Raw genomic sequence first — 12,858 nt, 5'->3', positions numbered from 1 at the left:
CAGCAGCCGGGAATCCGTCACCCCGTGCTCGTCACCCGGTCCGCCCGCTTGAGTTCCATGTGGCGGTGGTAAATCTCCGCCACCGCCTCGTCAAACAGCGAGTCGTCCGTGTTGGTGGGATTCAGTTCAAGACCGTTTCGGGACGCTTCCGCGTGCTCGTCCTCCGTGAATGAATACGTCGAGATCACCTCCGCCAGCCGCGACCGCAGGAGGTCCCGCACCCGCGACAGCCGCCGGCTCACCGTCGGCTCGCTCATCCCCAGCGCGCCCGCCACCTCCTTGCCGCTCTTGCCGTCCAGCACGCGCAGCCGGTAGATCGAGAAGTCCGTGAAGTCGCTCGCCTTCTCCACCAGCCGGATCGCCGCCTCCACCTTCGCCCGGAAGATCGCCGCCTCGTACTCCGCATCCGCCCCGAGCCCCGGCGCCGCCCGCATCCACGTCTCGTCCAGCACCGCCGCCCGCTTGTTTCCCCCTCGCTTGAGCGCCGACCTCCGGTCCAGTTCGTCCCCCAGCACGTGCTTCGCGATCGCCAGCAGCCACGTCGAGAACCTCGCCCCACGCCCCGGGTCGTACCGGTCGATCGAGTCCGACAACGCGGCCAGCGTCTCCTGCGAGAGGTCCCGCACCGTTTCAGGCCCGATCCGTCCCTTCCCCCACTTCGTCAGTTGCGCGCGCAGCACCGGCCCGAACGTCTCCCACAGCTCGAACCACGCCCCCTGGTCGTTGGCCCGAAGCCTCGCGATGAAACTCGTGGTCAGAGAGTTGAGCATCGTCTTCCCGCCGACTCGCCCGCATCCGTTCGCTAATCGTTCGGCTGCCGCGACGCCCGCGCTCCTCAATATGCCAACCCCCACCGCCACGTTCTTCCGACAGACCGCCGCCCGGTTCCAACCTCTTGTATTGAGGATATCCCGGCCTCCTCTCGCGGCCCGCCACGGCCGCACGCGCGCCCCGTTCCGGTAACTCCCGATCCGCTCCGTCAAGCCCGCGCGAAAACCGCCGACCCATCCTCCCAATCACTCGGCATGGCGCCGTGCCCGTCACTGTGAGCGGCCCGGTCGCCGCGAAGCCCGCACGAAGTGCCAAGGAGGATTCACCATGGCCTGCATCACCAAGCATGTTGTCCGAATCGGGGTCATCGGGGCGCTGGCCACGGGCGCGGCGGTCGTCATCGCCGGCCCCGACCGCGTCGGGGCGCTCTTCACACAGACCCGCTCCGCCATCAACGACAAGATCGACAAGGCGATCACCGACCCGGTCGCCCTCCGCGCCCAGCTCCGTGACCTCGAGTCGCAGTACCCCAAGCGCATCAGCGAAGTCCGCGGCGACCTCGCCGAACTCCGCGAGCAGAAGGCCCAGATCCAGCGCGACATCGCCATCTCCGGCAAGGTCGTGGCCCTCGCCGACGGCGACCGCGATTCCCTGCTCGCCGCGATCGACCAGGCCCAGGCCGAGCAGATCCGCACCGTCGCGCTCCAGGAGCCCACCGACGTCGTCATCGCCTACAAGAACGGGCGGATCGACATCTCCACCGCCCAGTCCAAGGCCGACCAGGCCGCGGCGACCAGCAACGCCTACTCCACCAAGTGCGTCGAACTCGAGCGCAACCTCGACCTGCTCGCCAAGCAGGAATCGCGGCTCGTCGCCATCCTCGAGAAACTCGAGTCCGAGCGCACCAACTTCCAGGCCCAGCTGTGGACCATCGACCAGGAGGTCGACGCCATCGCCCGCAACGAGCGCATGATCGCGATCGTCGGCAAGTGGCAGCAGTCCATCGATGAGCAGAGCCGCTACAAGGCCGGCAGCCTCGACCAGGTCCGGGCCCGCCTCGCCGACGTCCGGGCCCGCCAGGAGGCCAAGCTCGACTGCTTCGCCCAGAGCACCTCGCAGGACAACTACGAGCAGCAGGCCCGCCTGCAACTCGACCGCGAGGCCGCCGGGCCGGCCGCCGCGCCCGCTCGGCCCTCGCTCAAGCCCGCCCGGCGAGTCATCGAGATCCACCCTGAAAAGGCGATCCGCACCGACCGCGGCGCCGAGGCGTCGTCCCCCTCCAGAGCCGCCGAGCCCGTCGCCTCCACGGTCAAGGTCAACTGATCGCTCGCCACGAGCCTCACCATCGGGGCTTTGACGCCCCCGGCGACCGGCTCCCCAAGGCCGGTCGCCGCCTTCGCGGCCGCCGCGCCTCCACCCGTGGAGACGCGGCGGCTGTGTCTCCCAATCGCCTGTCGGTTGTTCCGCGACTGGCAAACGACCCCCAGCGCCGATAACCTGTGCTTCTAATAGGAGCCAGGAGGGCCAAGCGATCGCTTGCCGGCCGGTCGGAGACCGGAGTCGCCCACCGGGGTCTCGTGAGACGGACTGAACGTGCTGCTTGATCGCGTGCTTGGCCTTGTCAGGTTGGACATGGGGATCGACCTCGGGACGTGCAACACGCTTGTTGCCGTCCGCGGCCAGGGAATCGTTCTGAACGAGCCCAGCGTCGTCGCCGTCGTCAAGAACACCAACAAGGTGCTCAAGGACGGCGAGGCCGTCGGCTGGGTCGCCAAGGAAATGCTCGGCAAGACCCCGGGCAACATCACCGCCATCCGCCCGCTCAAGGACGGCGTGATCTCCGACTTCGAGATCACCGAGGCGATGCTCTCCTACTTCATCCGCAAGGTCAACGGCCGCAACTGGGTCGGCCCGCGCGTGGTCATCTCCATCCCCTCCGGCATCACCGCCGTCGAGAAGATGGCCGTCTGGGACTCCGCCAAGCGCGCCGGCGCCTGGAAGACCTACCTCATCGAGGAGCCCGTCGCGGCCGCCATCGGCGCCGGCCTCCCCTTCGCCGAGCCCACCGCCTCCGCCATCGTCGATATCGGCGGCGGAACGACCGAGGTCGCCATCCTCTCCCTCGGCGGCGTCGCCGTCTGCGAGTCCGTCCGCGTCGCCGGTGATGACCTCGACGAGGCCATCATCAACCACATGAAGCGCACCTACAACCTCATGATCGGCGAGCAGACCGCCGAGCGGGTCAAGATCGAGATCGGCTCCGCCGCACGCGTCGGCGACGAGACGTCCATGGAGGTCCGCGGCCGCGACATGATCTCCGGCCTCCCGCGCAAGACCATCATCACCAGCGAGGAGATCCGCGAGGCCCTCATGGAGCCCGTCTCCGCCATCGTCGAGGCCGTCACCCGCACCCTCGAGAAGGCCGAGCCCGAACTCGCCGCGGACCTCGTCGAGAACGGCATCACCCTCGCCGGCGGCGGCGCCCTGCTCCGCGGCATGGGCGTCGTCCTCCAGAACGCCACCGGCCTCGAGGCCCGAATCGCCGACGATCCCCTCACCTGCGTCGCCCGGGGAACCGCCATCTACCTCGAGCACATCGAGGAATGGAAGGACACCCTCGAGTCCGACAACGACGTCTGATCTCCGCCCCCCCACCGCCGGTCCACCCCAGCCGCTCACCACCCAGTCGCGCCGGCCGACGCACCACACTGACGCATGGCCCGCGAGAGAATCCCCTGGCTCGGTTCGAGGCGAACGCTGGCGGCAGCGGCCGCGTTCATGTTCCTTCACTCGCTCCTCCCCGCCTCGTGGACGCCGTGGGCCGCCTGGGGCCGCGAGGCCCTTGAGCTGATCGTCAGCCCCATCCAGCGCCCCATCGCCTACCTCGCCCGCTCCACCCGCGGCCCCGTCACCCCGCCCTCTTCGGAGGACGAACGGGTCCTGCACCTCGAGGAGCAGATCGCACAGTACAAGGTCGCCTACCAGCAGCGCACGAGCGAGATCGAACGCCTCCAGAAGCAGATCCAACTCCTCCAGCGCGGCCTTGCTCTTCATCCCGAACTCCCCGTGTACCAGTTCGCTGCGCCGGTCATCGGCACCGGCTCGGACCGCGGCAGCACCGTCCTCAAGGTCCGCACCGGCCGCAACAAGGGCATCACGCCGCTCAACGCCGTGGCGGTCGTCCAGGGCGTCATGCTCGTCGGCCGCGCGCTCCCCACGGGCGCACCGCTCAGCGACGTCGTCCCCATCACCGACCGACGCGCCGGCCAGGTCCAGGGCGTCGTCATGCTCTCGGACCTCGTCCGCGGCCCTACCTGCAACCTCATGCCCGTCGGCGACGGCACCCTGATCGGCGATCTCGAGTTTCCCCAGGGCATGACCGAGCCGCCGACCGTCGAGCCCGGCATGACCGTCCGCCTTAGCGACGACGAGTGGCCCGCCCACGCGCTCGGCCTGGTCATCGGCGTCGTCGAGCGCGTCGGCCCCAAGCCCACTTCCGCGCAGCGGCAACAGGTCGTCGTCCGCCCGCAGGCCCGGCTCGACCGCGCCACCGAGGTCATCATCCGCGTCACCGCCGACTCGCCCGACTTCGAGCCCGACACCCCCGGCGCCGGGGGCGCGCCATGAGCTGGCCCGCCGCGCTCATCGCCGCGTACCTGCTGCTCGGCCTCGAGCTGGGGCTCTCCCCCGCGCTGGGGATCCGCTTCGGCACCATGCCGCTCATGGTGCCGGGCTTCGTGATGCCGCTGGTCGTCTTCGTCGCGATGCACGCCGCGCTGCACCACGCCCTCTGGTTCGCCCTCATCATCGGCGCCACGCTCGACCTGCTCGGGCCTATCGGCAGCGGCGCGGACGCCCTCTCGACCGTCGTCCATCTCGGCCCCAACGCCCTGGGGTACATGGCCGGCGCCTTCGCCGTGTACCAGGTGCGCAACACCGTGATCCGCCGCAATCCGCGCAGCGTCGTGGCCCTCACGATCATCGCGGGAGTCGTTGCCGCGATCATCTCCGTCTCTCTCACCGCCTTCCGCTCGCTCTACGAAGGAGGCGGCGGCGGGATGTTCGCGGAGCTCGTCTCGCGGTGCGGCACCGCCGTCTACACCGGTCTCCCGGCGCTGCTCCTGGCATTCCCGATGATCCGCTGGGTCCGCATCTTCGGCTTCCCCGACGCCAACCAGCGCCGATTCTCCAGGCGAATGCAGTAGCCCGCTACACTGCCCGCCATGGACCCGGTGATTGTCTTCGACGACGGCAAGGGACTGCTCAGCCCGCTCACCGACCTGCGCCCGGCGTTCCATGTCCGCACCGGCGCGCTGTCGCTGCTCGAGCGGCTCATGGTCCACTCCATCGCGTCCCCCGGCGCGACCCACTTGCGGGTAACCTCGCCCCTGCTCGCAGCGCTCGCGGCGGAGAACGGTGAACCCGTCAACGCGCCGATCGACACGACCGAGCCCGTGCTCGTCATCAATGGCCGCTGGATCGGCACGGACATCGAGGCCGTAGCCGGGTTGTCGCCCGGCGCGGCGTTGCTCGACCACTCCGGCGACCTGATCGCCGCCCGCATCCCCCCGACGCAGGTCGACCGCGTCCTGGCCGGCGACTTCACGGGCCTTGGCGCCACGCGAGCAAACGGCCTCCAACTCCTCACCCGCCCCTGGCACATCCGCTCGGCGCGGGATGCACTGCTCCGGCACGACCTGGCCCTGCTCCTGGGCCGCCCCGCGGCCGCGATCGATGCGCCATCGCCCACCCGGCCGAACGCGACCGCCTTCGGCCAGCACCCGGTCAACGTCTCCTCGACGGCGAAGATCTACCCCGGCGTGATCCTCGACGCCGAGGCGGGCCCCGTCTACATCGACGACCACGCCGTCATTCGGCCCGGCGTCACGCTCTGCGGCCCGGTGTACGTCGGGCCGCACTCGACAATCCTCGACCGCGCCCTTATCAAGGCCAACACCGCGATCGGTCCTCACTGCAAAGTCGCCGGCGAAGTCGGCGGCACGATCTTCCATGGCTGGGCGAACAAGGCCCACGACGGCCACCTCGGCGATTCCTGGGTCGGCCAGTGGGCCAACCTCGGCGCCGGCACCACCAACTCCAACCTGCTCAACACCTACGACCAGGTCATCTGTCGCGCTCTCCATCGCGACGGCACGCCCGGCCAAAACGAGCGCACCGGCGAGCAGTTCCTCGGCGCCATCATCGGCGACCACGCCAAGTTCGCCATCTGCACCCGCATCATGACCGGCGCCATCGTCGGCACCGGCACGATGTGGGCCGCCTCGGCCCCGGTTTCGGGCACCATCGCGCCGCTCTCGTGGGTCACCGATGCCGGCGCCCGCGCCTTCCGTTCCGACAAGTTCATCGAGATCGCCCGCACCGTCATGGCGCGCCGAAGCGCCAGGCCCAGCGAGGAATACCTCGCCCTGCTCCGCGCCCTCCCCGCGCCGACTCGCTAGCCTGCGGCTCGTTTCCTCCTCACTTGAACGCCGACCACCGGCCGCTCTCCAATGCCCACCCTCTACCTCATCGACGGCTACGCCCAGTTCTTCCGCGCGTACCACGCGATCCGGACTCCGATGACCTCCCCGGTCACCAAGGAACCCACGAACATGTCGTTCGGGTTCCTCGGCATGCTCCTCAAACTCCTCCGCGCGGAGGGGCAGATCGGCGCCGACGGGGGCCGGCCCGACTACCTCGCCGTCGCCATCGATGTCTCGGGCGACACCGAGACCTTTCGGTCCACGCTCTACCCCGAGTACAAGACCAACCGCCCGCCGCCGCCGGAGGACCTCTTCCCGCAGGTCGACCGCTGCCTCGCGGCGCTCCGCGCCATCGGCGTCCCCGTTGTCGGCGTCGAGGGCTTCGAGGCCGACGACACCATCGCCACCCTCGTGACCTCCCTCCGCGCGGCGCACCCCGACCTGCGGATCCGCATCATCTCCAAGGACAAGGACCTCAAGCAACTGCTCGCCGCCAACGCGGTCGAGATGTACGACATCCATACCGATCTCCTGATCACGGCCGACACGCTCAAGGCCGACTCGGGCCTCACGCCGCCGCAGGTCATCGACATGCTCGCCCTCATGGGCGACTCGGTGGACAACGTCCCCGGCGTCGAGGGCGTCGGCCCCAAGACCGCGGCGGAACTGATCACGACGTACGGAACGCTCGACAACCTCATCGCCCACGCGGACAAGATCAAGGGCAAGCGAGGCGAACGGCTCCGCGAGGCGATTCCGCGGCTGGCACTCAGCCGCGAGCTGGTCTCGCTCCGGCACGATGCGCCGGTCTCCCTTGACCTCCAGGCGGCCGATACCAAGCGGCTGAATCTCGACTCGCTCCTCCCGATCCTGCGTGAACTCGGCTTCAACCGGTACCAGGACGAGGTCCGCGCTCTGCTCGGCGCCGCCGGGGGCTCCCCCACTCCCGTCGCGCCGAAACCGGCCGCATCCGGCGCGGCGGCGCGGCCGCTCGCTGCGGGCGGGCTGTTCGACCACCTCGAGCCGGATCCATCGTCTGTTCCCTCCTCCAGCTCTACTCGCCCCCCCAACCCCGGGTACCGCTCCATCACCACCCACGCGGACCTCGACTCGCTCATCGGCCAACTCCGCACTGCGCCCGTCATCGCCATCGACACCGAGACCACCGGGCTCTCGCCGATTTCCTCCGCCTTGTGCGGCATCTCCCTCTCGATCGAACCCGGCACCGGCGTGTACATCCCGATCCGGTCGCCGGCACCGGTCGAGCACTTGGACGCGGGCACGGTGCTCAAGGCCCTCGGCCCGATCCTTGCTGACGCCGATCGGCCCAAGACGGGGCACAACCTCAAGTTCGACCAGATGGTCCTCCGCGCCGCGGGCGCGCCGCTCGCCGGCATCGCCTTTGATTCGATGATCGCCTCGTACCTGATCGATTCCTCCCGCTCCTCGCACTCGCTCGATGCGCTCGCGCTGGCCCTGCTGAACCACACGAACATCTCGATCACCGAACTCATCGGCTCGGGCCCCTCGCAGCGAACCTTCGACACCGTTCCCGTCGATCTCGCCACCCAGTACGCGGCCGAGGACGCCGATATCGCTCTGCGGCTGCGGGAGGTCATGCTGCCGCACCTGCGGGCGATGGGGCTCATGCCCCTCCTGTCGGAGGTCGAGACGCCCCTGCTGGAAGTGCTGGCGGAACTGGAATGGAACGGAATCCGCGTCGATCCGGCCGAGCTCGACCGGCAGCGAGACCGGCTGCAGACGCGGATCGGCGAGTTGAAGAAGCAGATCGAGAGTGCGGCGTACGACGCGATCGAACGGCCGTTCAACCCGGACTCGCCGCGGCAACTCGCCGGGGTGCTGTTCAACCGGCGCGACGATGCCGCCGAACCCGGGCTCGGGCTCAAGCCCGTGAAGCGAATCAAGACCGGGTACTCCACGGACACGGAAGTGCTCGAGCAACTGGCGTCGGATCCCACGATTCTGACCCCCATTCCGCAGTTGATCCTCGACTACCGGCAACTCACGAAACTGGTCTCCACGTACCTCGTGGCGCTGAAGGACGCGATCAACCCGGCGACGGGGCGGATCCACGCTTCGTTCAACCAGACGGTCGCCGCCACAGGGCGGCTGAGCTCCTCGGACCCGAACCTGCAGAACATCCCGATCCGATCGGACATCGGACGCGAGATCCGAAGAGCGTTTGTCGCCGAGCCGGGGCACGTGCTGGTCACGGCGGATTACTCCCAGATCGAGTTGCGGATTCTGGCCCATCTCTCCCGCGACCCGGCGCTCATTGATGCGTTCATGCGGGGGGAGGACATCCACGCGGCGGTCGCCGCGCAGATCCACCATGTGCCCATCGGGGAGGTCACCAAGGAGCAGCGCAACAGCGCCAAAATGGTGAACTTCGGAATCGTGTACGGGATCACGGCCTTCGGGCTGGCGCGGCGGCTGGGGATCGACAACTCGGCCGCGGCGGAGATCATCGACTCGTACAAGCGTCGCTTCTCCGGGATCACGACGTTCCTGCAGGAGTGCATCGAGCAGGCCCGGTCGACCGGGTATGTCGAGACGATGCTCAAGCGGCGGCGGCCGATCCCGGATATCGAGTCCCGGAACCCGGCGCGGCGGTCGCTTGCGGAGCGGACCGCCATCAACTCGGTGGTCCAGGGGTCGGCGGCGGACCTGATCAAGCTGGCGATGATCGACCTGCACCGGCGGCTCAGCCCGTCGCCGAGCGCCGCGGCGTGGCGAGGCGGAAAACCCCCGGACATCGCCGGTGTCCGCATGCTCCTGCAGATCCACGACGAGCTGGTCTTCGAGGCGGTGGAGGGGGTTGCCGAGCGGGCGCGGAGGCTGATCGTCGAGCGCATGGAGAGCGCCATGACGCTGACGGTGCCGCTCAAGGCGGACTCGGCGGTGGCGATGAACTGGTTCGACGGCAAGTAGAGCGGCCAGGGTTCGCCGATAGTGGCCGCATTCCGCCGCGCCCCACGCTGCTGGCCACGCTGGTACTAACTTTAGGTTTCTTAAGTCGTTTGTTATTAGGCTCGGGGAAGCACGGGAAGATAGGCAACCTGCGTCATCTGCGGGATTTTGCAAAACCGACCTGCGCCTGACACCGCACGGCTTCGTTGGACCGGCGTCGGATTCTCCGGTGGCCGGGGCACTCATCCACATCTCGCTGGGGCACTTCACCCCTTTTCCATGGAGGAAAGAGAGATGCGGCAGGCACAGGTTGGCTCCGGGTTTCCCGCAGCGCGGGGGGCCGGGATGGTTGTTGCGGCGCTGGTACTCGGCGCTGGGGCCGGCGGGGTGCGGGCTCAGGAGATCGATACCCGATTCCGCGAGTATCGCTCGTATGACGGCTCCGGGAACAACCGGAATCGGCCCTCGTGGGGCATGGCGGGGTCGAACTATCTTCGAGAGTCGAGCGGGGCTCACTACGGGGACGGCCGGTCGGCCCCGGCGGGCGCGGGGCGCCCGGCGGCGAGGCTGATCAGCAACGTCGTCGTGGCGCAGGGCGGGCTCGAGACGGCTGATTCGCGGGGGCTGTCGACGTGCGTCTACGAGTTCGGGCAGTTCCTGGACCACGACATCGGCCTGGCACGCGGCGGGTCCTCGGAGGTGTGGAACATCCCGGTTCCGACCGGCGACCCGTTCTTTGATCCGAACTCCACGGGCACGATGGTGATCGGGTTTACGCGGTCGGGGTTTGATCCGGCGACGGGTGGGAACTCGGCGCGCCAGCAGGTCAACACGGTGACGGCGTTCATCGATGCGTCCCACATCTACGGGTCCGATGCGGCGCGGGCCGGGTGGCTCCGGAGCGGGGTCGGTGGGCGGCTGAAGTCGGTGCAGACCGAGTACGGCGAGATGCTGCCGTACAACGATGGGACCCTCGAGAACGACAATCCGCTGGGGCATCCGGCCACGTCGATGTACGCCGCGGGGGACGTACGGGCGAACGAGCAGGTCGGGCTGACGTCGCTGCACTGCGCGTTCGTGCGGGAGCACAACTGGCAGGCGGATCGGCTGCGGGCGCGGCACCCGGACTGGAGCGACGAGCGGCTGTACCAGGAGGCCCGCCGCTGGGTGGGGGCGGAGATGCAGGTGATCGTGGCGAACGAGTGGCTGCCGGCGCTGCTTGGGCGGCGGATGCCGGAGTACTCGGGGTACAAGCCGTGGGTGAACCCGGGGCTGAGCAACGCCTTTGCCACGGCGGGGTTCCGGATCGGCCACTCGATGGTCGGGGAGGACATCGACCTGCTTGACGCCGACTTCGAAGAGGCCGGGGTCATTGAACTGGCGGAGGCGTTCTTCAATCCGTACGCGATCGCGGAGGCGGGCGGGATCGAGCCGGTGGTGCGGTACTTTGCGGCGAGCACGCAGCAGGAGACGGACACGATGATCGTCGATCCGCTGCGGAACTTCCTGTTCGGGCCTCCGGGCGCGGGCGGGTTTGACCTGGCGGCGCTCAACATCCAACGGGGGCGCGACCACGGGCTGGCGGACTACAACACGATGCGGCGGGATTTCGGGCTGGCGCGGGTGCGGCGCTTTTCGGACATCACCTCGGACCGGTCGCTGGTGGATCGGCTGCGCACGCTGTACGGATCGGTGGACTCCATCGATGCGTGGGTGGGCCTGCTGGCCGAGGATCACCTTCCCGGGTCGAGCATGGGGCCGACGCACACGGCGATCCTGCTGGACCAGTTCACGCGGCTGAGGGACGGAGATCGGTTCTGGTATCAGAACGATCAGTTCTCCCGGGAGGAGGTGCGCGAACTGGAGTCAACCCGGCTCTCGACCATCCTCCGGCGGACGACGGGGATCGCGAGGCTGCAGGAGAGCATCTTCTTCGCCATGGAGTTCGGCGGTGGGTGCCCGGCCGACACGGATCACAACGGGGTGGTCGAGCCTGCGGACATCTCGGTGTACGTGAACGCGTGGATCGGATCGGTCGCCGACGGAACGCTGGCGGCTGACTTTGACTCCAACGGCGCCGTCGACGCAGCCGACGTCGCGGCGTACATCGCGGCCTGGGTGGAGGCCCTTTCGAACGGGTGCTGAGGTTCGATGGACCCGGACTTCGACCCGGAATTCGGCGGCGGCGGGCGGAGACGTCCGCCGTCGCCGGGTTCGAGGGGGGTCGGCGCAGCGGCATCGGTGGGAAGGCTTGGGATGGGGGTTGGGGGAGCCGCGTCGGACAGGGAGCGGGGCCGCGCGGGGAGGGGTACGTAGCGGAGCGGGCCTGGGGTGAAGTTGGCGAGGCGAAGGAGGAGGGCGGCGGCGCGGCGGGCGGTTTCTCGGGAGCGGCGGCGGAGTTCGAGCCCACGCTGGTCGCCGGGGCGGACGGGGAAGTGGGCTTCGTCGGCGTTGTGCTCGTCGATGGAGCGACCCAGCGCGATGGTGGCCGCGGGGAGGAAGTTGGAGGCGACGATCCGGGTGCGGCGGGCGATGGTGGATTCGATCTGGTCCAGCCGTTCAGCGATCTCGGGCTCGGCGAACCAGAGGATGAGGGCTTCGACGGTGGTGTGGTGGAGGTCGGCGACGTCGCGGAGGGTGAGGGTGGGGTCGGTGACGGAATCGAGGATCTTGGCCGCGAGGTCGGGGGAGGGGTTGAAGGAAGGGAGGTTGAGCATGACCCGAGCAGGATACGGGTTTTTGACGGTGTGTCAATAGGGTTTTGATAGGAATATGCACAAGTTGTCTAAGTGGTGCATTGGTGCAGAGTTACGCGCGGTTTCGAGGGGCGGAGGGTTGCAGGTGCAAAGGGAACCATGCTGGTTCCCTTTGCGACTCCCTCCGGCGGGGAGATCATGGGGCGATGCGCGGTGGTGCCGGAGGGCAAGATGCACCGACTAAACCGCAGAGCCGGTTGAGTCGGTGGCACGATGTCGGTGCCACCTGCGGTAGCCCAGGTTTCGGTGCGCTGGGACACCTTGGTCGATATCCCACTCGGTGTGGCCATTCGCTCTCGGGAGAAACAGGACACGTGTGATTCGGACTCTGATCACGATCGGCGCCGGGTGCGCGCTATCGCTCATTCTCGCGTGGATGCTGGCGTTGTGGGCTCCACTTCCTCTGATTGCTGACACGACGATCCCTCAGAGCAGCCTCTCCTGGGCCACGCCCCACCCGCCGGAGTGGCCGCGGCAGCCGACAGAGCAATGCCTGGCAGCCGCAATCGGCATCAACACTGTCTGGTCCAGCGCGGTGGAGCAGCCGCTGCACTTCAAGGAGGTGCACTATGAAGTCGGATGGCCGGCGAAGTGCATGATGTGGACGCTCAACTCAGAGGAGTATCCGCAGGGCAACGTCGATTTCGTGTACGTAGGCCCATTCTGCTCGTCTAGAGCGGGTATCGAGCTGCTGTCGTGGTATGACCGAGGCTACTGCTACTGGACTCGCAGGCTTCCACTGCAGCCGATGCCGCTCGGCCTGGCGGCCAACACGATGGTAGCGGCAGGCGCTCTCGCGCTGGCCTCGTCGGTCCGCCGCGCGGTTCGGAGTCGATATCGACGCGTTCACTTGCTGTGCGAGGAATGTGCCTATCCGATCGTTGCCGGGGGAGGACCGTGCCCGGAGTGTGGACGGT

The 12,858-nt window shown here is 68.3% G+C and carries 8 protein-coding genes; 7 read left to right on the top strand and 1 reads right to left on the bottom strand.

Annotation, left to right across the window (positions count from 1 at the left end):
- Nucleotides 1–17: 17 nt before the first annotated feature.
- Complete coding sequence (locus KF745_01760; protein MBX3357132.1) at nucleotides 18–770, bottom strand: sigma-70 family RNA polymerase sigma factor; 753 nt, start codon at nucleotides 768–770, stop codon at nucleotides 18–20.
- Between the two features lie 328 nt (nucleotides 771–1,098).
- Here KF745_01760 and KF745_01755 point away from each other — a divergent pair, with 328 nt between their 5' ends.
- The 7 genes from KF745_01755 to KF745_01725 all read left to right on the top strand — a co-directional run bounded on the left by KF745_01755 (nucleotide 1,099) and on the right by KF745_01725 (nucleotide 11,330).
- Complete coding sequence (locus KF745_01755) at nucleotides 1,099–2,094, top strand: hypothetical protein (protein MBX3357131.1); 996 nt, start codon at nucleotides 1,099–1,101, stop codon at nucleotides 2,092–2,094.
- Between the two features lie 273 nt (nucleotides 2,095–2,367).
- Entirely contained in the window at nucleotides 2,368–3,411 is a 1,044-nt protein-coding gene (locus KF745_01750; protein ID MBX3357130.1) for a rod shape-determining protein, read from the top strand.
- Between the two features lie 75 nt (nucleotides 3,412–3,486).
- Complete coding sequence (locus tag KF745_01745) at nucleotides 3,487–4,398, top strand: hypothetical protein (GenBank protein ID MBX3357129.1); 912 nt, start codon at nucleotides 3,487–3,489, stop codon at nucleotides 4,396–4,398.
- A complete protein-coding gene (locus KF745_01740) occupies nucleotides 4,395–4,976 on the top strand; it encodes a hypothetical protein (GenBank protein MBX3357128.1) in 582 nt (193 codons plus the stop codon). The genes KF745_01745 and KF745_01740 overlap by 4 nt, the downstream gene beginning before the upstream one ends.
- An 18-nt stretch (nucleotides 4,977–4,994) precedes the next feature.
- Nucleotides 4,995–6,230, top strand: coding sequence for a hypothetical protein (locus tag KF745_01735; GenBank protein ID MBX3357127.1), 1,236 nt, complete (start codon nucleotides 4,995–4,997; stop codon nucleotides 6,228–6,230).
- A 51-nt stretch (nucleotides 6,231–6,281) separates the two neighbouring features.
- Complete coding sequence (gene polA / locus KF745_01730; protein MBX3357126.1) at nucleotides 6,282–9,206, top strand: DNA polymerase I; 2,925 nt, start codon at nucleotides 6,282–6,284, stop codon at nucleotides 9,204–9,206.
- A gap of 273 nt (nucleotides 9,207–9,479) precedes the next feature.
- Nucleotides 9,480–11,330 (top strand): peroxidase family protein, encoded by a 1,851-nt coding sequence (locus KF745_01725; protein ID MBX3357125.1) that lies wholly within the window; start codon nucleotides 9,480–9,482, stop codon nucleotides 11,328–11,330.
- Nucleotides 11,331–12,858 lie beyond the last annotated feature (1,528 nt).

This window comes from Phycisphaeraceae bacterium, assembly GCA_019636655.1.
Taxonomy (GTDB): Bacteria; Planctomycetota; Phycisphaerae; order Phycisphaerales; family UBA1924; genus JAHBXB01.
The sequence above is the reverse complement of the archived record's forward strand: the minus strand, read 5'-3'. Positions and strand labels throughout refer to the sequence as shown.

Coding starts and splice junctions, on each gene's coding strand:
- KF745_01755 (MBX3357131.1), top strand. CDS start 1,099: ATGGCCTGCATCACCAAGCATGTTGTCCGAATCGGGGTCATCGGGGCG.
- KF745_01740 (MBX3357128.1), top strand. CDS start 4,395: ATGAGCTGGCCCGCCGCGCTCATCGCCGCGTACCTGCTGCTCGGCCTC.
- KF745_01745 (MBX3357129.1), top strand. CDS start 3,487: ATGGCCCGCGAGAGAATCCCCTGGCTCGGTTCGAGGCGAACGCTGGCG.
- KF745_01735 (MBX3357127.1), top strand. CDS start 4,995: ATGGACCCGGTGATTGTCTTCGACGACGGCAAGGGACTGCTCAGCCCG.
- KF745_01760 (MBX3357132.1), bottom strand. CDS start 770: ATGCTCAACTCTCTGACCACGAGTTTCATCGCGAGGCTTCGGGCCAAC.
- polA (MBX3357126.1), top strand. CDS start 6,282: ATGCCCACCCTCTACCTCATCGACGGCTACGCCCAGTTCTTCCGCGCG.
- KF745_01725 (MBX3357125.1), top strand. CDS start 9,480: ATGCGGCAGGCACAGGTTGGCTCCGGGTTTCCCGCAGCGCGGGGGGCC.